The 24,503-nt window shown below is 62.0% G+C and carries 26 protein-coding genes; 15 read left to right on the top strand and 11 right to left on the bottom strand.

Going from position 1 to position 24,503, the window contains the following annotated elements:
* Positions 1-5 precede the first annotated feature (5 nt).
* The 6 genes from HY247_01005 (at position 6) to HY247_01030 (ending at position 4,978) form a co-directional block, all read left to right on the top strand.
* On the top strand, positions 6-242 hold the full coding sequence (locus HY247_01005) for a transcriptional regulator (protein ID QQG48925.1): 237 nt from the start codon (positions 6-8) through the stop codon (positions 240-242).
* 61 nt (positions 243-303) lie between these two features.
* The gene (locus tag HY247_01010; protein ID QQG48926.1) at positions 304-1,524 is read left to right on the top strand and encodes a hypothetical protein; all 1,221 of its coding nucleotides are present in this window, start codon (positions 304-306) and stop codon (positions 1,522-1,524) included.
* Position 1,525: 1 nt separating this feature from the next.
* Complete coding sequence (locus HY247_01015; GenBank protein QQG48927.1) at positions 1,526-2,611, top strand: hypothetical protein; 1,086 nt, start codon at positions 1,526-1,528, stop codon at positions 2,609-2,611.
* Positions 2,612-2,614: 3 nt separating this feature from the next.
* On the top strand, positions 2,615-3,217 hold the full coding sequence (locus tag HY247_01020; GenBank protein QQG48928.1) for an HAD family hydrolase: 603 nt from the start codon (positions 2,615-2,617) through the stop codon (positions 3,215-3,217).
* Positions 3,218-3,232: 15 nt separating this feature from the next.
* Positions 3,233-4,168 carry a hypothetical protein gene (locus tag HY247_01025; protein QQG48929.1) on the top strand — a complete coding sequence of 312 codons (936 nt, stop codon included), beginning with the start codon at positions 3,233-3,235 and terminating at the stop codon, positions 4,166-4,168.
* A 3-nt stretch (positions 4,169-4,171) separates the two neighbouring features.
* Positions 4,172-4,978 carry a glycosyltransferase family 2 protein gene (locus HY247_01030; GenBank protein QQG48930.1) on the top strand — a complete coding sequence of 269 codons (807 nt, stop codon included), beginning with the start codon at positions 4,172-4,174 and terminating at the stop codon, positions 4,976-4,978.
* Here HY247_01030 and HY247_01035 read toward each other — a convergent pair.
* From HY247_01035 to HY247_01060, 6 genes are read right to left on the bottom strand one after another with little or no spacing between them, the layout of a single operon-like run.
* Positions 4,970-6,529, bottom strand: coding sequence for a hypothetical protein (locus HY247_01035; protein ID QQG48931.1), 1,560 nt, complete (start codon positions 6,527-6,529; stop codon positions 4,970-4,972). The two genes, HY247_01030 and HY247_01035, sit on opposite strands and share 9 nt — an antisense overlap.
* Positions 6,530-6,589: 60 nt before the next feature.
* Positions 6,590-7,405 carry a D-fructose 1,6-bisphosphatase gene (locus HY247_01040; GenBank protein QQG48932.1) on the bottom strand — a complete coding sequence of 272 codons (816 nt, stop codon included), beginning with the start codon at positions 7,403-7,405 and terminating at the stop codon, positions 6,590-6,592.
* Positions 7,402-7,992, bottom strand: a complete 591-nt coding sequence (locus tag HY247_01045) for a deoxynucleoside kinase (GenBank protein ID QQG48933.1) — start codon at positions 7,990-7,992, stop codon at positions 7,402-7,404. Before HY247_01045 ends, HY247_01040 begins: the two co-directional genes overlap by 4 nt.
* 51 nt (positions 7,993-8,043) lie before the next feature.
* Positions 8,044-8,664, bottom strand: a complete 621-nt coding sequence (locus HY247_01050) for a hypothetical protein (protein ID QQG48934.1) — start codon at positions 8,662-8,664, stop codon at positions 8,044-8,046.
* 49 nt (positions 8,665-8,713) lie between these two features.
* Positions 8,714-10,375: an ATP-dependent DNA ligase gene (locus tag HY247_01055; protein ID QQG48935.1), complete on the bottom strand. Its 1,662-nt coding sequence runs from the start codon at positions 10,373-10,375 to the stop codon at positions 8,714-8,716.
* A complete protein-coding gene (locus HY247_01060; protein QQG48936.1) occupies positions 10,372-10,875 on the bottom strand; it encodes a GNAT family N-acetyltransferase in 504 nt (167 codons plus the stop codon). Before HY247_01060 ends, HY247_01055 begins: the two co-directional genes overlap by 4 nt.
* A gap of 84 nt (positions 10,876-10,959) precedes the next feature.
* On the opposite strand from HY247_01060, the gene HY247_01065 reads away from it, so the two are divergent.
* Positions 10,960-12,066, top strand: a complete 1,107-nt coding sequence (locus tag HY247_01065) for a hypothetical protein (GenBank protein ID QQG48937.1) — start codon at positions 10,960-10,962, stop codon at positions 12,064-12,066.
* Here the strand turns inward: HY247_01065 and HY247_01070 are convergent.
* Entirely contained in the window at positions 12,058-13,158 is a 1,101-nt protein-coding gene (locus tag HY247_01070) for a hypothetical protein (protein ID QQG48938.1), read from the bottom strand. The genes HY247_01065 and HY247_01070 overlap by 9 nt on opposite strands.
* 54 nt (positions 13,159-13,212) lie before the next feature.
* On the opposite strand from HY247_01070, the gene HY247_01075 reads away from it, so the two are divergent.
* Entirely contained in the window at positions 13,213-13,830 is a 618-nt protein-coding gene (locus HY247_01075) for a hypothetical protein (protein QQG48939.1), read from the top strand.
* On the opposite strand, the gene HY247_01080 is transcribed toward HY247_01075, so the two are convergent.
* Positions 13,824-14,381, bottom strand: coding sequence for a TATA-box-binding protein (locus tag HY247_01080; protein ID QQG48940.1), 558 nt, complete (start codon positions 14,379-14,381; stop codon positions 13,824-13,826). The genes HY247_01075 and HY247_01080 overlap by 7 nt on opposite strands.
* 407 nt (positions 14,382-14,788) lie before the next feature.
* On the bottom strand, positions 14,789-15,337 hold the full coding sequence (locus tag HY247_01085) for a signal peptidase I (GenBank protein ID QQG48941.1): 549 nt from the start codon (positions 15,335-15,337) through the stop codon (positions 14,789-14,791).
* 81 nt (positions 15,338-15,418) lie between these two features.
* Here HY247_01085 and HY247_01090 point away from each other — a divergent pair, with 81 nt between their 5' ends.
* Positions 15,419-15,712, top strand: a complete 294-nt coding sequence (locus HY247_01090; protein QQG48942.1) for a hypothetical protein — start codon at positions 15,419-15,421, stop codon at positions 15,710-15,712.
* A 15-nt stretch (positions 15,713-15,727) separates the two neighbouring features.
* On the opposite strand, the gene HY247_01095 is transcribed toward HY247_01090, so the two are convergent.
* Positions 15,728-16,330 carry a hypothetical protein gene (locus tag HY247_01095; GenBank protein ID QQG48943.1) on the bottom strand — a complete coding sequence of 201 codons (603 nt, stop codon included), beginning with the start codon at positions 16,328-16,330 and terminating at the stop codon, positions 15,728-15,730.
* Between the two features lie 90 nt (positions 16,331-16,420).
* On the opposite strand from HY247_01095, the gene HY247_01100 reads away from it, so the two are divergent.
* The 5 genes from HY247_01100 to HY247_01120 all read left to right on the top strand — a co-directional run bounded on the left by HY247_01100 (position 16,421) and on the right by HY247_01120 (position 23,079).
* Positions 16,421-17,392 (top strand): ABC transporter permease, encoded by a 972-nt coding sequence (locus HY247_01100; protein QQG48944.1) that lies wholly within the window; start codon positions 16,421-16,423, stop codon positions 17,390-17,392.
* A gap of 32 nt (positions 17,393-17,424) precedes the next feature.
* On the top strand, positions 17,425-18,318 hold the full coding sequence (locus HY247_01105) for an ABC transporter permease (GenBank protein QQG48945.1): 894 nt from the start codon (positions 17,425-17,427) through the stop codon (positions 18,316-18,318).
* 3 nt (positions 18,319-18,321) lie between these two features.
* Complete coding sequence (locus tag HY247_01110; GenBank protein ID QQG48946.1) at positions 18,322-19,317, top strand: ABC transporter ATP-binding protein; 996 nt, start codon at positions 18,322-18,324, stop codon at positions 19,315-19,317.
* Positions 19,317-20,312, top strand: coding sequence for an ATP-binding cassette domain-containing protein (locus HY247_01115; GenBank protein QQG48947.1), 996 nt, complete (start codon positions 19,317-19,319; stop codon positions 20,310-20,312). Before HY247_01110 ends, HY247_01115 begins: the two co-directional genes overlap by 1 nt.
* A 139-nt stretch (positions 20,313-20,451) precedes the next feature.
* Complete coding sequence (locus HY247_01120) at positions 20,452-23,079, top strand: hypothetical protein (GenBank protein QQG48948.1); 2,628 nt, start codon at positions 20,452-20,454, stop codon at positions 23,077-23,079.
* A 19-nt stretch (positions 23,080-23,098) separates the two neighbouring features.
* On the opposite strand, the gene HY247_01125 is transcribed toward HY247_01120, so the two are convergent.
* Positions 23,099-23,464 carry a hypothetical protein gene (locus HY247_01125; protein ID QQG48949.1) on the bottom strand — a complete coding sequence of 122 codons (366 nt, stop codon included), beginning with the start codon at positions 23,462-23,464 and terminating at the stop codon, positions 23,099-23,101.
* Between the two features lie 53 nt (positions 23,465-23,517).
* Between HY247_01125 and HY247_01130 the strand changes: the two genes are divergently transcribed.
* Positions 23,518-24,435: a hypothetical protein gene (locus HY247_01130; GenBank protein QQG48950.1), complete on the top strand. Its 918-nt coding sequence runs from the start codon at positions 23,518-23,520 to the stop codon at positions 24,433-24,435.
* The last annotated feature ends 68 nt before the right edge of the window (positions 24,436-24,503 follow it).

Below are 24,503 nucleotides of genomic sequence, written 5' to 3' on the forward strand. Positions count from 1 at the left end.
GTTTCATGGCCAACGACCGAGCCATCGGAGGGGCGATCTTCGGAGGCAGCATCCTCGGGATCATCGTCTACGCCCTTCTTCTCTGGTTCGCGTGGGAGGAGACCCTCAAGGTGACAGCCTTCGTGGGCGTCGCCCTGCTCCTCGGGATTCTCGCGTGGATTGGGTACACCATGGCCACCACCCCGCCTCCGGAGCCGATAACCGACATCCCAGACGTCCCTGAGTCGAAGCCGAAGGCGTAGTCTTCTCAACGATTAAAGGCGGACACATTCACGATATCGCGCATGCCTCGGTGGAACCACAATGGGTGACGCGAGGACCTACGCCGCAGCCCTGATTTCAGACAACCTCGGACTCGCGGAGGGGGCGCTCAAACCCGTGGACGTCCCGAACGAGATGGTCCACCTCGTAGGCTCCACGCTCAGAGGCGAGGTCCCGGGCACGCCGGAGCCGGTCATCGAGGAGGCGATTCTGAGGTTCTCTTCCCGCCTGAGGGATGAAGCTCTCGAGAGGGACGGGCACATCGTGAGGAAGGCAAGGTGGCCCGGTGCGGCTCCCTTCGCACTCTGCGTGACCCACGACGTGGACAACGTCGCCAGGCCCCGGAGCCACATCCTCGCGCGCCGGGAGAGGTTCTCAGGTTCGGGCCTGGCTCTCGCGCTGCTCGGCCTCCGTTCGCTCTACGACAACCTCTCCTACGTCTCGGACCTGGAGAGGAAGAGGGGCCTAAGGTCTTCGTTCTACCTGCTAAGCTCGGAGTACGACCTGTCGAAGCTCAGGTCCAGGGCCGAGAAGCTGCTGAAAGAAGGATGGGAGGTGGGCCTCCACGGAGACTTTGAGACGCACGACTCGAAGGAGAAGATGGACGAGGCTGCGTCCAGGTTTTCTGGTTCGTTGGGGTTCAAGCCCGAGGGCCTGAGGGAGCACTATCTGCAGTTCGACTACTCGAAGACCTGGGGCATCGCGCAGGAGGCCGGTTTCCTCTACGACTCCTCGGTGGGGAACCGGGACAAGCTCGGGTTCAGGGTCGGCCTCTGCACCCCCTTCAGGCCTCCGGGTCCGGACTGGGAGCCGATGAAGTTGGTAGAGCTGCCCCTAGTTTTGATGGACACGACTCTGTGGGGATACCTGAAGCTCGGAGAAGAGGAAGGCGTCAAGGAGGCGGCGCGCCTTGCAGAGAGGGTCCTCGGGCTGGGGGGCCTCTTCACCCTCCTCTGGCACCAGGAGTCAGTCAGGATGCGCGGAGGGAGGGTCTTTCCGAAGGTCCTAGACTTGCTGCTCAAACGCGGGCCTTACTCGGCGACCGGCGTCGAGGTCGCCAGGTGGTGGGGCTCGAGGAGCGTCCCTCTGTTCAGGGAGGGCGGGGAGTACAGGCTCGGCGGTCCCGCCCCGAAGGGCCTCTGTCTGGAGTTCGAGGGGAAAGAAGGACTATTACCGCAGGTCGTCGGGGGAACGGTCGAAGAGAGGAGAGACAGGGTCCTGGTCAAGGTCGAGTCCGACGGCTTCAGGATGAAGGTGGGCTAGAGTGGCGAAGGAGAGGATCCTGGTGACCGGGGCGGGCGGGATTGCCGGGGTCAACTTCGTCCGGGCGCTGAGGGCGTCGGCTCAGGGGTACTACATCGCCGGCGCGGAATACAACAAGTACTACATCGAGCTCCCCGACCTGGACTCGAGGCACAGGTCGCCGAGGCACGACAGCAAGGAGTTCGTCGAGACGATCTCAGGGATAGCGAAGAAAGAGAGGGTGGACTTCATCCACCCCCAGCCCTCGAGCGAGGCGCTCGTGCTGACCGCGGCCAAGAAGGAGCTCCCGGCCCCGGTCTTCCTCCCAGGCGCGGATGTCATGGAGCTGGGACAGGACAAGCTCCTGACTCAGGAGAGGCTGACCAAGGCCTCGGTGCCGGTGGCCGAGACCCGGACCGTGACGACGATGGACGGAGTGGAGACCTCCTTCAAGGAGCTGGGGAGGCCGGTCTGGGTCAGGGCGAGGCATGGGGCGGGAGGGAGGTTCAGCCTTCTCTGCCAGAAGCCTTCAGAGGCGAGGGAGTGGATCTCGCTCTGGGTCGACAGGGGGACCCCCCTGGACGAGTTCATCCTGCAGGCCTACCTCCCGGGCAGGAACATCGCGTGGGACAGCATCTGGAAGGACGGGAAGCTGGTCACCTCGTATTGCAGGGAGAGGATCGAGTACCCATTCAAGCACATCTCTCCTTCGGGGATCACGGGGACCCCTTCGGTCGCGAGGACGGTCCACGACGCGAAAGTCAACAAGGCGTCCGAGGAAGCGGTGCTCGCAGTCTCTCAGAGGCCCCACGGCGCGTTCTCAGTCGACGTGAAGGAAGACGCGGAGGGAAGGCCCTGCGTCACCGAGGTGGACTCGGGCAAGTTCCACACCACGATGCCCCTGTGGGGCTACGTGGGCGTCAAGCACCTCCGCCTGCCGTGGTGGTCCAACCTTGCCGACCTCTACGTCAGGCTCGGGCTGGGCGAAGCTCCCCCTAAGGACGTGGTCAGGAGCGACCTCTTCCCCGCCGGATACTACATGATCAGGAACATGGACTCGGGTGTGATACTTTGGAGAGAGGACGGCTGGAAGGAGAGGGTCCTGTAGACCATGATGGTCGCGGCGCGCTTCGGCGCCTTCGTCTTCGACCTGGACGGGACTCTCGTGCGGCTCCCGGTCGACTGGGACGCGGTCAGGGCGAGGCTCAAGGCGCTCTTCGAGACCGACTCTGCGTTCGTCCCGCTCTTCGAGAGCCTCAAGGAGCACCTCGCGCTCGAGCCCGGAAAGAGGACCCTCGCCTTCGGAGTCGTCGACGAGGCTGAAGCAAAGGCTGCCGCGGCTTGCGAGCCGGTGGGAGGAGCGTTGGAGTTGGTGAAGAAGCTGGGGGCGAAGAGCAGCGTAGGCCTGGTCACGATGCAGGGACGGAGGGCGGTGGACAGGATCGCGGAAGACCACGGGCTGGTCCATGCCTTCGCGGCCAGGGCGACGAGGGAGGACTCGCTCGACAGGGCCGAGCAGCTCGGGCTAGTCCTTCAGAAGATGTCGGCCACCGCCGCGGGGACCCTCTTCGTGGGAGACAGGGCGAACGACGCGGTCGCGGGGCGGAAGGCTGGGGTCAGGGTCGCGATCATCGGGAAAAAGGTGACCGGGGAGGCAGCCCCCGACTACGCCTTCGGGACGATCTTAGAGCTGGCGCAGTTCCTCGGGGCCTAGTGCGGGGTCTTCGGCTTGATAATGAAGCCCACCGCCCTCGTAGCGGCTGGGGTCTCGGCAATGATGTCCCTGCGGAGTCCGGTCCTCGGGGGTCTCTTCGTGGTCTTCTTCGTCCTCTTCTTCGGTGTCCTCGGGATTGCGAAGTCCAGGGCCGCCCACGTGCGGGTCCTCAACGACGCTCCCAACGCCTTCCGCGCCCTCCTCGCGGCATCAGGGGGGCTCCTCCTGACCTTCGGGGGTCAGTTCCTGCTGCAGTCCGCGGGCCTTTTTCTCATAGGAGGCTCCCTTCTATTGAACGACGAGTACCAAAGGAGAGCCTTCAGGGCAGCAAGGCAGGGAAGAAGAGGGGGGACGGTCGCTCTCCTCGGGATCGACGGGAGCGGCAAGTCGACCCATGCGAAGGCGCTGGCGCGGTGGCTGGAGGCTCGGGGATACGCGTCCGAGGTCGTGCCCTTCCACAAGTACCTGTTCGTGGGTGCGCTCGCCGGGCGCGGGAAGGGGGACCTCGAGGCCAGGGGAAGGAGGCGCAGAGGCAATCCACTTCGTCCCGCTCTCTCGCTCGCTGACAACCTGATGCTCCATGTCGCGCGGGCCCTGGGCGTCGGACTGGAGGGAAAGGTCGCGGTCTTCGACAGGTACGTCTGGAGCACCTTTGTCAAGTATCAGGCGCTCGGCTACCCGGTCAGGCCGCTCAGGGGGCTCTACCTCTTCCCGAGGCCTACGAGGGCACTGGTCCTCGACGTCCCGGTGGGCAAGTCGCTCGGGGTGATAGGAGACAGAGAGGCGCACATCAGGTACCGGCCAGAAGTCCTCGAGGAAGAGAGGGCCGAGTACCTCCGCATAGCAAGGACGAGGGGCTACCCCGTGATCGATGCAACGCGCGCGTTCGATGTCGTCCAGAGGGACCTGGAAGCAGCTCTCGCCGATGCGTTCTCGCAGGGGAAGGCCTAGGCCTTGCCAAGATACGAGACGGTGACGATAGCCCGGGACGAAGAGGCCAACCTCGGGGCCACGCTCGAGGCTCTCGCACGTCAGTCGCTGCCGCCGGGACAGAGGGTGGTGGTGGACGACGGCTCAAAGGACGGAACCGGGGCAATCGCCGAGAAGGCAGGATGCACGGTAGTGCGGCTCCCTTCCCATGAGGCGAGCTATCTCGGGCGGCCCGAGCTGGCGTCTGTGATCAACGCCGGGCTTGAGAAGGTGTCCCCCGCGGCCGACTATGTGCTCATCGTGGATGCGGACAACCAGCTTGACGAGGACTATGCAGGCGACCTGATCGCAGAGATGGAACTTGACCCGAAGGTCGCAGCCGCGAGCGGGGAGATCCAGGGCGAAAGGGGAGACCTGGAGACCCCGAGGAATTCGGGGTTCACAGTCAGAACAAGTGCCTGGCGGGGACTCAACGGAATGAGGTACCCTGTGATGTACGGGTACGAAGGCTGGCTGAGGTTCAAGTTCGCGCAGTCGGGGCTCTCCACCAAGGTCTACCCGGGGATCAGGTCTGTGGTGAGAAGGAAGACTCGACTGAAGGGCGTCTACGACGGCCGGGCGATGTTCGTTCTAGGCTACAGCCCCCTCTACGCCCTCGGAAGGGTCGCAGTGAACTTTCCCAGCCAGCCCTCAGAGTCTCTCAGAGTACTGGCAGGGTACCTCGCGCGCGGGGGTCTCGAAAGGTCCGATGTCGCCGACTGGGTCGGGAAGCGCCAGAAGAGCCTCTTGTTGGAGAAGGCGAGGCAGAGCTTTGCGCGAGGCCTACGCTGAGGCTTCGGGGGCTCTGGGGCCGGACACTACCTCGGGCGCAGGTCCGGGAGATGGAGCTTCTGCGTCGGGCCCTCCTCTGAGCGACGTGAGTATGCTCCGCACCATCTTCCTGAAGTTGACGTCTGCTGCGTAGACGACTCCGAAGTAGACCGCAGCGGAAACGAACACTATGAGGATCAGCCTAGCCCCGAAGGCCGCAGGGTCTGGCCCGTAGTCCAGGACGACCAGGCCTAGGCCGTAGGCGACCGCCCCCATGGCTACCGAGGCGGCCAGGTACCTTGGAAGCGAGCGAGGGAAGGCGACGACTCCTCCTCTGCCGGCCCTCCTTGCCTTGATTGCGACCATGACTATGGTCGCGACGAGCTGCACCAGTGCCCAGGCCTCTACTATCTCTCCGACAGGGAGAGAAGCGGTGAGCAAGAGGACGACGTAGGTCGATGCGATGTAGACTGCAGCGTAAGCAAGGTTGACAGTGGGGACGAACGCGAGGGCCGTCCCCCTCAGCTTCGGCGCCGCGCCCTCAGTTGCGTCGGCTGACTCGAGGCCCAGCAGGGTCGAGTCGAAGACGAAGGAAAGGGAGAGGAAGAGCGCTGAGAGGCTGAGAATCGAGAGCCCCGCCTCTGCTGCGATGTATGCCGGCTTCAGGAGGAACAGGAGGGGCCTGGAGAGGACGAAGGCCCCGGCGACCATCGGGAGGCCGAAGAGGAGGGTGAAGTCGAGGGCCAGCCCGGTCACGTTGCCCTTCTTTCCGCTGAGGAGGAGGGGATAGAGGGCGATCGACAAGTAACTCGAGTAGCTCACGATTATCGCGACGGAGTAGGCGGCCTGGTAGTAGCCGACGACGGTAGTGCTCGCGAAGACGAGCGGCGCGACGAACGTGTCGGAGATGAGGAGGAGGGACGCGAAGCTGTTGACGAGGGGGACCCAGGAGCCGACGAACCAGCGCCTGGTCTCGGCGAGGTCGACTCCGCCCCTGATTATCGAGCGGCACATGTACGTGGCCACGGCCGACTGCGCGAGGTAGGCGACCTCGACCGCTATTATCACCCCGTCCGTCCCGAACGAGTACACGACGAGGAGGAAGTAGGCCGCAAGAACCTTCGCGACCTCTGAGATGATCAGCGAGTACCCTGTGATGGTGGGGCGGTGCCCGTAGGCCACCGAGATCGACGCCGCGTTCCAGTAGGACAGCGGCACCATTATCGCCGCTATCAAGAAGTGCGAAAGGTCGGAGCCCACGCTCCCGTGAAGGACCAAAGAGGCAGCCAGGAAGAGGGCCGCCCCGCCTGCGCTGAGGCCCGCGCTGACCACGATTGCGGTCTTTGCGACCAGGGCCCCTCTGGCGACCTTCCGGAGGGCCCAGAACCCGATGACGGAGGCAGGATAGGAGGAGAACGCGACCAGGTCGTAGATGAACTCCCAGAGGCCGAAGGACTGAGGGGTCAGCGACCTCGTCACCATGATGAGGAACAGGAGCCCGGTGAAGATGCTGGCCAGCCTGCTCCCGAAGACGATGAAGCCAGTCCTCCTGAGCGAGACTCGAGAGACCAAGGAGACCCTCCTGCTCTTCGCGCCTCAATGGCGGATTATAACAATGTGAGCGGTTCGGCGTCAGGCGGAGGTCCGGTTGACCAGAGCGAGGAGTTCGGAGTGGAGTGTCCCGTTGCCCGATGCGACCAACCCGAACCTGGCCTTCAGGTCGAGCGGCGGGTCTAGCTCGGCTCCGTCTTCATCGGTCACCCTGCCACCGGCCTCTCTCACGATCAGGTACGCGGCGGCGACGTCTGTGACCCGCATCGTCCTCCTAAGGTCGACGAAAGCGTCCAGGGTCCCGTCTGCCACCATCGAGGCCTCCAGGGCGTTCGCGCCGAAGTGCACCTGCCTCCTGACATGCGGGATCAGCGCGGTTGACCTCGAGAGGAGTGCGCCTTTCGACCTGGAGAGGTCTAAGCCCACTATCGCGTCTTCTAGTTTCTCCTCTTTGGATGGCCGGACCCGCCTTCCGTCTCTCATCGCCCCTCCGCCCCGTTTCGCGTAGTACGTCCGGCCGCTCTGAAGGTCGGTGACGATTCCGAACTCGACGTCGGAGAGTCTTGGGCCTCTCGCTACGGCGATCGAAGCACAGTAGAAAGGGATCCCCTGCGAGTAGTTGCTTGAGCCGTCGAGCGGGTCTACGACCGCGACCCAAGTGGACTCCCGAGGCCCGACCTCCCCTGCCTCCTCGCTCAGCACTCTGACGCCCGGGAGCCTGAGGGTCTTGATGATGGCGTCCTCCGCGGCCCGGTCCGCGACGAGGGTCGTGTCGCCGGAGGCCCCTTTTCCGAGTCGCCTTGACCTCTGCGACTGGTGTATCTTAGAGACAGCGGCCCTGGCCCGCCCGACGGCGAGCGAGAGCGTCGTGTCCCAGTCGACCCGGTCTGACTTCAACTCAGGCCCAGTCCCTTTCTCTTCAGCAGGCTCACAAGGGCAGTCAGGGTGATCGGGTGGTCCCTGTCCGTCAGGAGGCGCTCGACGTTCGTCTGGGCCAGGTCTTCGTGGAGCCCGGTGAGCACATCATAGTAGCTTCTGCGGAAGTAGCTGTTCTGGTTGCGCTCGCGGGCGTCCTTCTCTGCCTGCCTTCGGCCGATCGTCTCCGGACGGGCCTCGAGGAGGACGTAGAGGTCTGGGACCATCGCCGGCTCGGAGAGAACGCTCTTGCACATCGCAAGCATTCCCGGGTAGGCCCTGCTCTTGCCAAGGTCGTAGCGGATGCGGGCGTAGGCCAGGTCGGAGAGGAGGTAGCCCTCTGAGACGATCATCGACCCCGTCCTCAGGCGAGAGATCGCCGAGCAGTAGGACATCGTCGAACCGAATAGCGTCAGGTCGGAGTACGTGTCGGCCCCTTCGCCGACTGGGACGCTCGCGGGGACCGCGTGCGCAGACTCCGGGAGCCTTACCCAGCCCTTGGTCTCCAGGCCCCTCGCCAGGGTAGTCTTGCCGCTCCCCGAGAATCCCTCCAGGACTACGAAAGTCATCTTGTGGCGGCGCTGCCAGCACTCCGGATTTAACCTAACCCGGTGGCAGACCTAGGGGAGGCCGAAGAAGACGTCCGGCGCGAACACGAGCAGATAGACCAGGAACGCGGCGTATCCGACCCCCAAGTACGCCACTGTCGGCACCCCATAGCTCACTTCGACGCTCGCGCCTGGGTCCTTTGCTGCTTCCACCTCGTCCCTCGCCACGTTGACGTCGCCGCTGACCTCCTTCCTGATTCCGCCGGACAGTATCGCCTTTGGAATCCACTTTTGTTCCCGGAGGAACCTGTCCATCGGGACGGTGAGCCCCTTCTTCGTGTCCCCGGTCGCGAACACGTACCCGATGTGCCCCAACGCGACCACGGCCGCGGCGAGGACCGCGGGTATCGGCGAGAGGGGGTAGGGGTCGGCGGCGATGATGGCCATCGCTATGGCGTCTGCCTGGCCTATGAACCCGAAGAGGGCGAAGGCGAGCGCAATCCCGCCGAGCAGTCCGACCTTCAGGAGCTCGAGCTCGAGGCCAGGAAGGAACCTCTGAGTCACGAAGGCGTAGAAGACGAGCGCGATGCCCGCGACCGAAGGAAGCCACACCAGGTCGTTGACCGACCTCTGCCTCACGTCCTGGACGGCCGCTGTCGCGAACGAGACGAGGATGAGGGCCTGGGAGTACAACGGCCCGACGGCTGGGGAGGGCGATTTAAGGAGCGCAGGAGACGTCCGTTCAGGGCTCGACCTTGAGCTTCTGGGAGGAGAAGATCTCAGCGACCCTCTCGAGCGTGTCGACCTGGTCCGGGGCCTTGTCAGTCCGGATCCTCTTGATCCTGGGGAACCTGAGAGCGTACCCGCTGTCGTGCCTGCTGCTCTTCTGGACGCTGTCGAAGGCGACCTCCAAGACCACCTCAGGCTTCACCGTCCTCCTGTAGCCGAAGTCCTTGGTGGTGATCGACTTTAGCTTCGCGGTCATCTGGTCGATCTCTTCGTCAGAGAGCCCGCTGTAGGCCTTGCCGACTGTCTTGAGGCCTCCTTCGCTGCGGACGGCGAATGTGTAGTCAGAGATGACCCCGACCCTCTTGCCGTGCCCGTATTCCGCCGCCACGACTACGACATCAAGGGTGTCGAGCTCCTCCTTGAGCTTGACCCAGCCTGAGCCTCTCTTCCCCATGGTGTACACGCTCTCGGGGTCCTTGACCACGAGCCCCTCGTATCCTAGGTCGCGGCTCTCGCGGAACGCGCTCTGTATCTCTTGTCCGGTCTTGACCAGCCTCGACTCGGCCAGCTTCACCCGAGTCCCGGCCACGACTTGCGCCAGTTCCTTCTTCCTCTTCGCGAGCGGGAGGGCGGTCAGTTCCTTCCTTTTCCGATAGAGGATGTCGAAGGCGAACAGCACGACAGGCGCGTTCTGTGCCGCCTCTTCGAAGCCCTCCATCCTGCGCAGCCTCCTCTGGAGGAGCTGGAAGGGCAGGGGCTTCCCGTCGGAGAAGGGGACGAGCTCGCCGTCAAGGATGAACGTCTCGTCCACTCCTTCGAGCGCCTTCACGACTTCTGGGAAGCTCGAAGTAATGTCTTCGAGGCGGCGGGAGTAGAGGCGCGTCTCCGTTCCTCTCTTGTGGACTTGGGCTCTCACCCCGTCGTACTTGTATTCGGCGACCACCTCCTTCCCGAAGTGCTGGGCGACCTCGTCTGCCGAGGGCACCGGCTCCGCCAGCATGAAATTGACCGGCCGGAAGGGCTCCATCTCCACGGCGTCAGCCGTCCCCTGGGCCCCTGCCTTGGCCAAGAGGCCCACGTCCCCCAGCAGCATGTGCGCCCTGGCAATCGTCTCTTTGGGAATCGAGTAGGCGACGGAGACCGCCTCCTCCAAGAGGCCCGAGACCATCCCGGTCCGCATCTCGGCCGTGAGCGCCTTCACAAGATACTTCGCTTCGAGGGGGCTCGCCCTGAGCAGGAGAGACTTCACGACCCCCTTCCTTCTAGCAGTGGCCCCGTGCCCCTTGGAGGACCTGAGGTCTTTCGACGCCTGGTCTATATCAGAGAGCCGCAAGGGCTCAGAGAACAGGGTCTGCTCTTTTTTCTTCGAAAGTAGCTTCTCGGCGACCTCCCCAAGGTCACCGTGCTCAAGGTAGACGTCAGACACATCGATTGAGGAGGCGCCCGTGACGTCCTTCAGGACGTCGAGCAGCGTAGAGTATCCGACCTGGGCTTCGTCCTTCCCGCCGCGCTCACCCGTCCTCCCGACAGCGAGCCTGGCTGCGACCTGCGCGTCCTCCGGGGACAGGTCCTTGAGGTAGTCTGACAGGAACGCGACCTTCTGCTTCTTGCTTGAGGTTGACCGCACCCTGTCAAGGGCCTCGGCGAGAGCTAGGAAGGAGCCGCTCTCTTTCATTGCCCGACCTGCGCGGCCATTACGAGGGCTGCCTCCCCGTCCCTGTAATAGGCCTCGAGGCGCCCCGTCGTCTTGTACCCGAGCTTCTCATAGAGCGATATGGCCTGCGTGTTGGAGACGCGGACTTCGAGGTAGCTCTCGGTCACCGCCTTCTTTCCCATCTCGCCCTCTGACGAGATGACAAGGTTGCCCCCAATCCCCTTGCCTCGGTGCTCTTCGCGGACAGCCACGGAGACGATGTGCCCTTTCCTTGCGAGGCCTAGCCTCCTGACGTGAGAGAAGCCGTACTCGATTCTGCACATGATGTACCCGACAACCTCCCCAGAGAGTTCTGCGACCAGGAAGGTCTCGGGGAACTCAGCGAGGATCTCGAAGTAGAAGTGGTCCGAGTAGTGTTCGGGCAGGGTCTTGGAGTTGATGTCTATCACTTGCTCGATGTCGTCGCTCGTGCACTGCCTGATCTGGTAGTCTCCGACCCTGGCCACGACCTCCTTCTGCAAGGTGCCCGCTTCCCGCTCTGCGGTCGGTTAAGTTTTGCTGGCGCGCGGCAGACCTTATTATCGAGGCGCCCGGCGGCGGGCGAGTTGCCTGAAGCTGCGACCGACGTAGACCGGCTGGTCGCCTCCAGCTTCAAGGTCCTTGATTCGTATCAGCTCGAGGGAGGGGAGTCCGAGTACAGGGTCGAGTACGAGGCACGGACCAAGCAGAGCTTCGCCTCACTGCGGCGGACCCTGGCCGGGAAAGGGCTGACGCCCTGGCTGACCGGTTCTGAGTCGGAGTGCGTCTTGCAGTTGAAGAAGTCGCAGGCAGTCGAGCAGAAGGGCTCGAGGCTCCCTGTCATCCTTGCCCTTCTAACATTGAGTTCGGTCATAGTCTTCTCCCTCCTCGAGAGAATCGTCTACGACCAGTTCGTGCCCGGTGCGCCGGGCTACTTCGTGGTGCTCTCCTACGGAGGGACAGTGGTTGCTCTGCTGGCGGCTCGCGAGGTTGGTCACAGGTACTCGTCCAGTCGCTCAGGGGATGCGCCCAGCACCTCGCTCTTCATACCTGGGATTCCGTACCTCACTTCCTTCCTGCCCACCCTAGGGGCCACTTCTCTCGCGAAGAAACCATCACTCAACCGCGACTCGCTCTTCGTAAGTAGGATCTCTGGACCCCTCAGTTGCATCGCCCTTGCAGTCGTCCTCTACCTGATTGGAGACCTGACGGCCTACGGGTCCTCTACCGTGGTACAACAGAGCCAGTTCCTCTTTTTCAATCCCAGTGGCATAGAGTGGGGTATCGACTCACTACTTGGGCCCCTGGCGGGGGGTGCGGCATCAGCAGTGCGCCTCTCGCCCATCGCTGACGGGGCGACCGTGGGGCTCGCGGTAGGTGCGATAGGCCTGATGCCGCTCGCGTACTTCGACGGAGGGTACCTCTCGAGTTTGGCCTGGGGCCAGAGGGCCTCGAGGGTCGCGGGATACCTGACGATCTTTCTCCTGTTCGTAGTTGACATAGGGCACACGCAGTCCTACTGGGCGCTCTCGGTCTTCGCCTTACTCCTCGTCGGGAGGCCTCCGCAGGTTCTGCTCCTAGACGAAGTCTCGAAGCTCTCTAACTCGAGGAAGTGGGCCTACCTCGCGGCGATACTCCTACTCATCCTGTGCCTGCCCGTGCCTCAAGACATCGCAGGGTTCCCGCTAGGCTGAGGGCCTGCACTCGGACGCCCTGGTGACGACGTTGACCTTGCCGCTGCGCCCGACCTTGTTGAGGAGCCGACCAACCGCCTCCCCTGACCCTTTGGCGGTCGTCAGGCCGAGCTTCTGGCTCGCGTAGACTTCAGGGAGTCCCGATAGCAGGAGAACGTCGTATTCGTCCTTGAGCTTGTTCAAGTAGAAGACCTCCTCCATCCCCACTGCCGCGCGGTCCTGCTTTCGAGCAGCCTCCATCGGGAGCCTCCCCGTGGCCAGCATCTCCAGCGTGGTGGACCCTAGGCCCTCTGAGCACTCCGCGATCAGGAGCAGGGTTCCCGCCTTCCTGAGGCCTGCAGTTGCGCCCCACACTGAACGCAGCGAGGAAGAGAGGGAATCGTCGTAGCCGCGCCCCCCGGCGCCTATCACTAGCGCCTTCGCGGGCGACATCTCGACCTTGGGGAAGCCGTTCCTCACGGCGTCGAACGGCGCGTCCTCCATCACAGTCCTCAATTTGCCGCCCCGGGGGACTACGGTCAGGAAGGTCGAGTGGGTGAACCTCTGAGTGAGGTCCTCAAGCCTGTCGTAGTGAAGGGTCTTGCGGAACGGGGTCGGCTCGAGGCTCTTGGTCCCTTTCGCCGCCTCTCTCGAAGAGTTTGCCACCCAGTTGAGGCACGCTTCAACCCGGGGGTCCGAGATTCCGAAGTAGGGGTCCGGGCTCGCAGTCCCCGCGAAGACCTTCTTCCCCGGAGCAGTGAGCTCCGCGGAGAGTACAGGCTTTTCGTCGCCCCCAAGCTTGACGGGAGGAGGCAGGGTGTAGACTCTCCCCCTCAGCTCGGGGACGGCCGACTCGACCCTTCGAGGGGCTGCGGAGAATACCTTGGTCCCGTCGGAGGATGAGATTGCAGGCGACAGGTCTTTGATCAGTTCGAGGGTCGAAGGCCTTACGTCGCAGACGAAGAATGCGGCTGCGGCCTTCGCGGTCTCGAGGAGGCGCTCCGAGTCGACTGTCCCTTTCTCCGCTCTTTCGTCCACAACTGTTCCCAAGTTTTCTGCTTGGATGGTGACGAGCGTCTCGACCGGCCCGAACGGAATCCAGATTTCTGGCAATCATCAAATCTGCGGCCGGGTTGGTTTAAAAGCTCGAATCGCGGCCCGGCTTTCATGACCTGGAAGAACAGGCGCGCTCTACTCAGGTCGCTTGCGGAGGGCTTGGTGAAGGCGGGGGCCCTGCAGTTCGAGCCTACTACGATGCCGGACGGAAAGGAGAGTTCGTACTACGTCAACCTAAAGGGAATATCCAGCTATCCTGGCCTGTACAGACTGGTCGCGGAGGCGATCGGGGACCTGGTCACCAAGAAGGCCGGGCGCGTGGACGCTCTGTGCGGGACACCGATGACCGGGCTTGTGATCGCTTCACCCGTTGCGGTCTCTCTAAAACTTCCACTCATCTATGTCAGGACCTCCAAACAAGCTGGGGAGAAGGAGGTCGAGGGAGAGATAAGGCCGGACTGGACCGTCGTGCTTGTCGACAGCCTCTCCAGGTCAGGAAAGTCAATCCTCTCCTCGGCGAAGGCAATCGAGGACGAGGGCGGAGAGGTGAAGGACGCGGTCGTGCTGATTGACAGGATGGAAGGGGCAAGGGAACGGCTAAGCAAGGCAGGCATCGCCCTGCACGCGGTCACCGACGTGATGGAGCTGGCTGACACCCTGGCTTCGATGGAGCTGATATCTCAGGACGACATGAAGGCGATCGTCCGGTCGGTCGGACGCCGTCAGTAGACCATCAGGTTCTTTTCTTCTAGGGTGACGTGGAGGTTGTTGACCGCTCTGTAGACTTCGCTCTCTTTCTTCGCGCCTGTGCAGACGAGCTTGCCCGACGCGAAAAGGAGTATGACCGTTTTGGGGTCGGCCATCCTGTGGATGAGCCCTGGAAACTGCTCGGGCTCGTACATCGACTTTGGCAGGGTCCTCGCGGCCTCTTCGAGGTGGACCTTCCCCCCGAGGCTTGCAGAGGCGACGATGTTCTGGATCTCCACTACGGCTTCGTTCTTGATCGGGATCTTTCCCTTCCTGAGTTGGCGAACGACCTCCTGAACCGCCTTCCTCGCCTGCTCCTCAGACTTTGCGCCCGTGCAGACCATCTTCCCAGAGCTGAAAATCAGGGTCGCTGTCTTGGGGTTCCTCAGCCTGAAGACGAGCCCCGGGAACTGGTCCGGGTGGTACTCGACCGTGACGAAGTTCTTGGTGATCAGGTTGAGGTCGACGGTTTGGTTGACTGACGCCGACGCGACCACATTTTCGATGCTTACGATGGCCTTGGTCTGAGGCATCTAGAAATTGCTCGTCAGCCGAGGCTATTTAAAGGGTATATAAGCAAACGGCCGGTTCTGGTAACTTGGCTGGGGATTACGCACTTCCAGACTACTCCGAGTTCTCGGCGTCAACTGTCTGGGGATTATGGGTTGGGCCGAAGAAGGAGTAGACGACCAATGCCAGTCCGACTATCGCTGACGGAACGGCAGACACCATTAGGTCAGAAATCGGGTTGCGGCAGAGTATGAGGCCATGCGCAGACGCGCACACCAATTGATTGTTGTAAACGAAAGCCAGCCAAAAAAGGCTGATTCCGAGGAATACTAAACCACCTGCGAAGGCGAGCCTTCTCACTCTTCCGCTTCTTCCCTTGGAGGAAGTTCGTTCTGGATCATCGTCATCCACTTGTCCCAGCTATGCGGGGTCAAGATGCCGTGGTCGAGTCCTTCGGGGGCGGCTCGGGACGTTCTTCAGGCTGCTCGCTGTCGGCTTCAGCCTTGCCCCTTCCTCCCAGCTCAGAGTAGAGCACCGCGATGAAGATCAGAGCCGCAAGGATGTAGTTGGCTCCGTACGGCAACGAAGCGAGCCGCTCAACGTAGGGGACAACGAAGACGACCTTTCCGACAATGCAGTCTTGGGTGATCGGTCCTGTGGCGATCCTCGCGCTTGGGTCCTGGTCGGGCAACGGATTGTTGTCGCCCCTTGTAGTGAACCCATCAGGGCTGGACGCGACGACCCTATGAATCACGGATGAGCCGGTCGCCGAGCAAGGTGGGTCGTAGACGATTATGTCTCCCACATGGACATCAGAGAAGGAGGCGTGCTCAAGCACGACCAGGTCGCCCTCCTCCAAGGTCGGAAGCATGCTCGTCCCGTCCACCCTCCTAGTGTAGGAGAGCAGCAGGAATGAAAAGACAAGCAAGAAGACGACGAATCCCACGACGTAGACTGCGGTTCCTGCCTGGAACTTCAACGTCGGGACGCCGGCCAGACCAGCGGTTAAACCCTTTTCGCGCGATGAGGGTTTTTATTGGCCGACCGGGGGTCGAGTACATTGGCCAAGGCTGGGCTCAAGTTGCTCATCGGGGACGTCCTGATTCTTGTCGCGGGGTACCTGGTGACCAAGGACCTTCAGGCCCGCGTCGCATACGCGGCCGCGGAGAGATACTCGCCTTCGTTCTCGTACTCGATCCTCACAAAGTACTTTGACATGATCAGGAACTCGGTGACGCTCCAGAGTCCTCTGACCCTTGACTGGATTCAGGTCCTGGCGTTCGCTTTCATCATCGTGAACGGATGGTACGCATACGGTTTCCTACGGGGTCGTTCTGTTCCAATGACAAAATAGGGTCAGCCTGCCAGGCTAGGCCAAGCTCAGAGTCAACGCGCTCAACGGCTTCGCCCCTCCGGAGCTTGCTTCCTTCCTGGCGACCTCCTCCAGGGCGGCCCTCTTCTCCCAAGTCCGGAAGTACGAATATCCCAGCAGCCCGACCAACGCCACGAATAGCCCTTCTGACGTGTAGCCCCTTAGGAAGTAGTACCCTGACCAGTTCCCGTCCACGGCGATCACGAAGTGTGTCCTGTTCCCCGAGAAGACGTAGATTCCATACGGCTGTGTAGACGGAGACACGAACGAGACCCTGACCAGGGGGCTGGAGAAGTTGTGTATGATCAAGATCGGTGTTCCTATGGTCGCGAGCCCGCCCTCGGCGGTTGAGAAGACCGACAGATAGAGGCTAGAAGGCGAGTACCCGGTTATCACTATCGTGACTCGAGTGCCTTGGTCGACCGGCGGGATGTAGTATCCGCTCAGAGTGGTGGACGAAGCTCCATACGGGGCGGTAGGCCCCTCGAGGGCCACGGTCTGCGGGGTCCTGACTACAGGCAGGATAAGCGTCGCCAGCGTGATCACAATCCCGGCAATGGCAACGACCTTTGAGCCCTGGGTCCGGAGTCGAGCGACCAACGGCAGGACGAACAGACTCCGTCCTTAAAGGATAAACCCCGTCTCATTGGTAACAACCTATATTAGCACCGAACGGCAATAATTTCACCCGTGGCGAGTCTTCTCACCTACTTGATACGCCGGGTCCTGTTCATGATTCCAGTCTTCCTCTCCGTCTCTATCATCACTTTCATCATAACCAACGCAGCCGGAGACCCGATCAAGCTGATCAGGCTCTCCTTCAAGACCCTGACCCCGGCCCAGCTTCAGCAGCTGATAGCATTCTATCACTTGAACGAGCCACTCTACGCGAGGTACTTCCAGTGGCTGGGCGAGTTCCTGACGGGCAACCTGGGGATTTCCCTCCAAGGAGGAACGGTGGCTGACAAGATCGTCCCCTGGATCGGGACGACGCTCGAGCTCCAGCTCCTCGCGCTCTTCCTCAGCCTTGGAATCGGAGTCCCGATCGGGATCTACTCCGCGAAGCACCAGTACTCAAAGTCAGACATAGCGGTCACCTCGACAGCGATCTTCGGCGTGTCTATGCCGACCTTCTGGGTCGGGATCATGCTGATCCTCATCTTCTCGGTGTACTTTCCGTGGCTCCCCGCCTTCGGTGCCGTCTCCCCCTACCCGCCCTACTGGTGGGGCAACTACCAGCTGGACGTCCTGGCCCACCTCATCCTTCCCGTACTCGTGCTCACCTTCGTCTCTGTCGCGACCATCGTCCGGCTCATCAGGGCCAACATGCTTGAAGTCCTGAGGCAGGACTATGTGCTCGCAGCCAGGGCGAGCGGGATCAAGGAGTCGACCATAATCTACAGGTACGCGCTGAAGAACGCCGTCACCCCGGTGATCACGATCGTGGGCCTCTCCTTCGGGTTCCTCCTCGCTGGGGCTCCCGGGCTCGAGACGACCTTCACCTGGCCCGGCCTGGGCTACGCCTTCGTCCTCGCCGCCACCGTCCTCGACCTCCCTGTCGTGCAGGGGATCACGATGATAATCACGCTGATAGTCCTCATCGCTAACCTGGGCACGGACCTCGCATACGCCTGGCTCGACCCGAGAGTGAGACTCTCCTGAGCGGGGAGTCCAAGAACCCCCCAGCGCCTCCGGTGAAAGCCCACAAGCGAAGGGCCGCGGGCCAGTGGGCGGTCGCTTTCAGGAGGTTCAGGAAGAACAAGGCTGGCCTCGCCGGGTTAGCCATCGTCGGTTTCTTCGTCTTCCTGATGGTCTTCGGTTTCTTCCTCGCTCCTTACCCCGTGAGGGACTTCGGGTGCCTCTACCAGGGGTGCACGAACCTCCCCCCCTTCACGAACTGGGCCCACCCCCTCGGGACTGAGAACTCCGGGATCGACGTTTACAGCGAGATCCTCCACGGGACGCCGAACGACCTCTTCGTCGGCATAGGGGCCACAGTCATTTCGGTGGCCATAGGAGTCCTGGTCGGAAGCCTTGCCGGCTACCGGAGGGGCTTCTCCAGCGCCTTCCTCCTGGGGTTCACCCAGGTCTTCCTCACGCTGCCAGTCCTCGTGATCATCCTCCTCTTCGCGAGGGTCTTCGTGCTCCTGGTCGCGGGGGGCTTCGGGCTCCCGCTCATCACGCTCATCCTGGGAGTCTTCGGCTGGCCCACCATAGCCCTGGTCGCGAGGGGAGAGATTCTGAGGATTCGGGAGCTAGAGTTCGTGCAGGCCGCGCGTGCTCTCGGCGCGAGCAACACGAGGATCCTCTTCAGGCACGTCGTCCCGAACATGCTCTCGCCGATCATAGTCATCTCGTCACTCCTCATCGCCGGCAACATCCTGACGGAAGTCGTCATCAGCTTCCTCGGCTTCGGGGACCCGAACACCTCCACTTGGGGACTCCTCCTTCAGGAAGGTTTCGCCTACATCAGGACCGAGTGGTGGGTCTCTCTTTTCCCGGGCTTGGCAGTGGTCTTCTGCGTCCTCGGCTTCAACCTGATGGGGGACGGCCTCTCCGACGCGCTGAATCCTAGGTTGAGGGAATAGAGCTTGGCAGGCCAGGAGATCCTACGCGTAGACGACCTGCACACGTACTTCTTCACCGAAGCAGGGGTCGTAAAAGCCGTGGACGGCGTCTCCTTCACCCTCAACGAGGACGAGCCACTCGGCCTCGTCGGAGAGTCCGGCTCCGGCAAGTCTGTCACCGCCCAGTCGATCCTTGGGATAGTCCCTCGCCCCGGCAAGGTCCTCTCGGGGCAGGTCATGCTCAGGGGCGAGGACCTCCTCCGCAAGAAGGACAAAGAGATGCGCAAGGTGAGGGGTAAGAAGATCGGTGTCGTCTTCCAAGACCCCAACTCATCGCTCAACCCTCTCTTCACTGTAGGCAGGCAGCTCACGGACGTCGTCAAGACACACTACGACATCTCCAACTCGCAGGCCTTCGAGAAGGGCGTGGGCCTGCTAAAGCTGGTCAGGATCCCCGAGCCCGAGACGAGGATGACCCAGTATCCTCACGAGCTGAGCGGGGGGATGCGCCAGAGGGTCGCGATAGCAAGGGCGCTCGCCGGGGAGCCGGAGATACTCATAGCCGACGAGCCGACCACCAACCTCGACGTCACCATCCAGGCCCAGGTCCTGGAGCTCCTGAAGTCGATACAGCGCGAGCTGAACATGGCACTGATAATGATAACCCACGACATGGGAATCGTCGCGGAGATGACCGAGAAGGTCGTGGTCCTCTATGCCGGCAGGGTCGCGGAGGTCTCGCGCACCCGAGAGATCTTCTCGACGCCCAAGCACCCGTACACTTCCGCGCTCCTGAGGGCAGTCCCGAGAGTCGACAGGACAGCGGCCCTCATGTCGATCCCTGGCAACATACCGAACCTGATCGAGCCGCCCACCGGCTGCAGGTTCCACCCCAGGTGCAGGTACATGACCCAGCTCTGCGTGGACAAGGTCCCTCCTCTCGAGGACATCCTCGAGCACAGGAAGGTTTCCTGCCACCACTGGAAGGACCTTGCCCTCGAAAAGGAGGCGGCCGTCTGATGGCCGACCCGCTGATCAGAGTAGAGAACCTCGTAAAGTACTTCCCAGTCTACGAGAGGGGCATCCTGCTCAGGAGGAAGGTCGGGGACGTCCACGCGGTCGACGGCATAGACCTGACCATAGGCAAGGGGGAGACCCTGGGACTGGTCGGCGAAAGCGGGTGCGGAAAGACCACAGCGGGCAAGGTCATCCTCTCGCTCGAGGAGCCCGACTCGGGCAAGGTCTACTTCGAGGGCAAGGACGTCTACGAAACCTTCGCGAAGGGGACCACCGAGGACAGGAAGTACATCAGACGCAACATGCAGATGGTCTTCCAGAACCCATACGGGTCGCTCGACCCGAGGATGACAGTCTTCGACATCGTCTCAGAGCCCTTCGCGATCCACAAGAACATCCCCCAGGGGCAGTGGGAGGACAACGTCTACCGCCTCCTGAAGATGGTCGGGCTGGAGGAGTACCACGCCGAGAGGTACCCGCACGAGTTCTCTGGGGGGCAAAGGCAGCGCATCTCGATAGCGAGGGCCCTGGCCACAGACCCCAAGTTCGTGATCGCGGACGAGCCAGTCTCCTCCCTCGACGTCTCGGTCAGGGCACAGGTCCTCAACCTCCTCGAGGAGCTCCAAGCCAGAGCCGGCATTTCGTTCCTCTACATCTCCCACGACCTCAGCTCGGTGAGGCAGATCTCCCAGCACGTGGCGGTGATGTACCTCGGGGAGGTCTTCGAGTACGCCCCCACGGACAGGGTCTTCACAAAGCCCCTCAACCCCTACACAATCGCCCTCCTCTCGGCCGTGCCCGTGCCCGACCCTGAGAAGAAGGTCAAGAGGATCATCCTTCCGGGCGACGTGCCCAGCCCGGTCAACCCGCCGGGGGGTTGCAGGTTCCACCCGAGATGCCCATACGCGACCGACATCTGCAGTACTTCGAAGCCGGCCCTGAGGGAGCTCGAACCGGGCCACCTCGTCGCCTGCCACCACGCTGAGAAGTTCCTGTAATTTCGGACAGAACAATCGTTTATAAAGCGAGGAACGCTACATGAAACGAAAATAATTGCACTCTTCTTTGATTGAAGAGACAGCTACAGGTGCAGCTTTAGCATCAATAGGATTTCTGCTCATCTTCTCTGCGCTGCCATTGAGCGTCAGCGCGGCGACGACTTCGGGGACCTTCTTCACCGTGACGGTGATAGCCCCGACCTCGAACCCGCTTAGGCGCCAGTGGGCAGCAATCATCACCAACAACCTCAAGCAAATCAACATCGACGCACGTCTGATCTACGTGAGCTTCGGAGTAATGTCCGGGCTTACGTTTGGCTGCTCTGCCGACAATTGCGGCAAGACTTACGATCAAGGCGGGTTCGACGTCCACTTCGTCGGGTACGGAGGCGGAACTCCGCTCCCAGACTTTGGGACTCAGAACCAAGTCACTTACAGGAGCCTGACTGCCGCAGACTACGCGCCGACAGGGGCCAACTACTACTTCTACCACAACGACACCTACAATCAGCTCTCAGTCCAGTACAACACCGAGTTCAACGCGACGGCAAGGATCTCAATCGCCCAACAGATGGTTAGGATCGTTTCGCAGGACAAGCCGGACATGCCCATCTTCTACGGGGTGGACGTCTACGGCATCAAGAACTACCTCAGCCCATGGGGTACTAACCAGGCTGAGGGAGCGACTACTGCGAACCGGGACTTCCAGCACTGGGGCGTAAGCACGGGCACTGAGATCAACATCGCCGAGACGGGCGACATCAACTCGGTCAACCAGTGGGTCAACGGGCCTGCCAACACCTACTACGACGCATACCTGTACAACCCGACCGCCGCCTCCCTCGAGGAGGTAGACGCAAGGACGCTCGGGTACTTCAACGCGCTCGCCACGTCGATCAAGTCCTCCTCGGACCACCTGACGTGGGACGTCTCCTTCAGAGCTCACAGCTTCCAGGACGGAGTCCCGGTAACGTCCGATGACTACCTGTTCTCCATCATGGGAAGCATCGACACCGACGTGGGCTATGTCGGCGGCGGCACGCTCCAGAGCCTCCTCGGAGACTATGGACACGGCGGCGCGTGCAACTGCAGCCAGGTACAGTTCACCTATCTCAACGGCACTTCAGACTACGTGGTCGGCGGGACCTACTCGCACGGAACAGCTCCGGGCGGGTTCACCGCTACTTCCGTCTGGACGGCCGTCAACGCCACATCGTTCAGGTTCACCCTGACTGACCCATACCTCTTCGCTGACCCGATCCTCACTGGGATTGCCGCGGCCCCGATGCACGTCTTCGAGGAGCTGCCGTTCGCCACTTGGTCGAACAGCTGCTACGCGACACTCCACACCACTCCATGCCCATACGTCTACAACCTTCCAGGCCAGGCTAACCACGGGGGTAACGGCTCCGCGGTCGCATATGGGCCGGTCGGTGACGGGCCGTACTTCTATCACGGCTACGACACCGTGACTGGAACGGGCACGCTGGTGAAGTGGGGAGGCTATTGGAACGCGTCAGGACTACAGGGTCTCGGGCTCTTCGGCGCCCAGACGATCCACGTGGTCCACATCCTGAACAAGGACAACGCGCTCGCAGCCTTTGCCAACGGTCAGGTCAACTTCCTCGACGCCAACTACCAGCTCAACCCAACAGACTTCCCGGTACTGACCTCTAACGGTGGCACCGGCACTCAGAGGGCCAGCCCAGGCGCGGGCTTCCAGATGATGGCCGTCCAGAACACCCACCCAATCTTGGGCACGGGAACTGCGACGCCTCTCGGAATCTCCGACCCGAGCAGGGCCGCGGAAGCGGCAAGGGACGTCAGGGCCGCTCTGAGCCACGCCATCCCCAGGCAGTACATCATCGACAACCTCAACCAGGGAATCGGGACGATAGGAATCACCGAGTTCTGCTCGTGCTTCGGGTTCGCATACCCGTCGGACGTCCAGCCGGACTCCTTCGACCTCACCCTCTCTGCGCAGCTCCTTGCCAAGGCAGGGTACACTACGCAGAGCGGAGGAGTTACCCCGATCCAACCACCGACAATCTCGTGCCAAGCTCCGGCCGGTTCTCCCGGCGGGGCGGTCTCAATCCCATCATTCCTCTCTGGCAACACCCTAGCCCTGTCGGGGACCTTCGCGGTCGTCCCGGCCAAGGGAGCGGGCACTGGCGGGTTCTACGCGACCCTTCAGCAGAGCACGGACAGTGGGACTACCTGGACACCGGTCGCCATGACCCTGACGTCGACTGGAGGATACTACTCCTTCAGCTACACGCCCACGGTCAGCGGCGCTGTCTGGTACAGGGTCTTCTTCACGGGCGTGAGCTACAACGCCTTGCAGGCGTTCGCTCCGTCCTCGCCATCCTTCCCTGAGGGCTACACGTGGCCCCAGTCCAACAGCACATCCGCCGGCACATCACAGAACGGGCTTCCGCAGCTCAACAGCACCGACGTGCAGTACAGCGCGGTCACTACGCTGACCGTCGGCTCTCTTGCACAGGTGGTTCAGGATGCGCTATCGAGCCTCGCAGCGTCGGACACTGTCGCCATTCACGACGCAGTGTGCGGCCTCGCAGACTCGACCAACTCGGCAATCTCGGACTTGACAACCTCGGTCAACACAAGGCTAGACGCGCTCGCGGCGAAGTCTGACAGCCTCAACAACAACCTCACCAACCTTTCGTACATAGCATACGCTGCACTTGCAGTAGCAATAATTTTGGGCCTCGTAGCCATAGCGCTTTCCAGGCGGAAAGCGAGCTAGGGGCCCTCCCCAGTTTTCTTCAGTACAGGACTACGCTTAGGATACCCGCTTCCGCGAAGAGCAGCACCCCTGTGAGTGCGTACGTCCCTGCCATCCCCACCACCTTCTTCGGGTCAGGTGCTCCTGGCGTCGAAGTAGAGACCTTCAGTCCAAACAGGACCCGCAGCTGCTTCCCAAAGACTTTGGCCGACCCCGTCGTGCTCATCTCTAGCGCCGCCCCGGTGAGCATCAAGATGACTGACTCCAACAGGAGGACCAGGCCGTAGGCCGGGACGAGCTCCCCGGCGAAGAGCAACGAGATCCCGACAGCTACCCCCGCCGCCAGGGCACTGAAGACTGCCACCTCGAGGATGGACGTGTAGAGCAACCTGACGATCCAGTGCACGAGACACAATCTCCCTCCAAGGCTTAAAACGTTGAAAGTCTGCTCGGCCATTCTTGCTGAGGCGACGGAGGAAGAGAAAGAACGTCAGGATGCTCTCCTTCATCGGCACCTTCGTCGTGCTCGTCTCCATCTTTGGGGCCACCTTCGTCTATTCGTACTTCAATTCGGTCCCGGTCAGGCACCTGCCCCAGGACCTCCCCTCCTACGACGCCCTGTGGGGCAAGTATGCCCCGAGGTCTGCGATACAGGTCGGGTTCCTGAACTACACCGCGCTTCGGCATGCGAATTCCTCCCTCCCATTCCACGCTACGATACTCCACCTCTCCAACCCTGCCTTGGTGATCAATTCTTCTGACGCCGTCTACTTCGAGACGATGGTCTTCGAGACTCCGAACTCCACGCTGGACTTCGCCTTCCTGAACGCCCAGAAGTTCTCCGACGTCGTCGACCTGTTCGCGCCCCTGGGCGCGTTCGAGGTCAAGTTCGGGAACGACAGCCTATACGCGGTCCAGGACGTGGCGACCGGAAAGTCCGTCTTGGGGTGGCTGGGTATCGTTCCAGGAGAGAGGGCCGTCGCCTTCGTCGCTGGCCAGAACGAAGCTAAGCAGCTCCTCTTGTCGGTGCTCGACGTCCCGAACCACGCGTCCTCTTCGATGATCGATGTCCTGGCAATAAGACAGATGCTCTGGACCGTCGGAGGGGCCCAGCACCTCAGCCTAGGCATCCAAAACTTCACGGGGGAGATCAAGGGTGCTCAGAGAGTCCTGACGACGGTCGACGCGTCCAGAGGGAGGGTCAACCTTACGCGGGTGGTGCAATTCGAGAACTTCACGACCGCTCGGGACCAGTACTCCGAGGTCAGGCTGGGCTTCAAGTCCGCGACCAACTTCGTCGTCTACGACGCCCTAGTGAGGGTCTCGCAGCTCGACCGCTTTGCCGACCTGGGCGGAGACTACCGGCTCGTCCTCTAGGCAACGAAGAATCCACGGTCGAATGAGAGGGGACCGCCTTTGGTAACAATCTTAATATACGCAAAAGC

This window comes from archaeon (assembly GCA_016432545.1).
GTDB lineage: Archaea > Thermoproteota > Nitrososphaeria > Nitrososphaerales > Gagatemarchaeaceae > UBA183.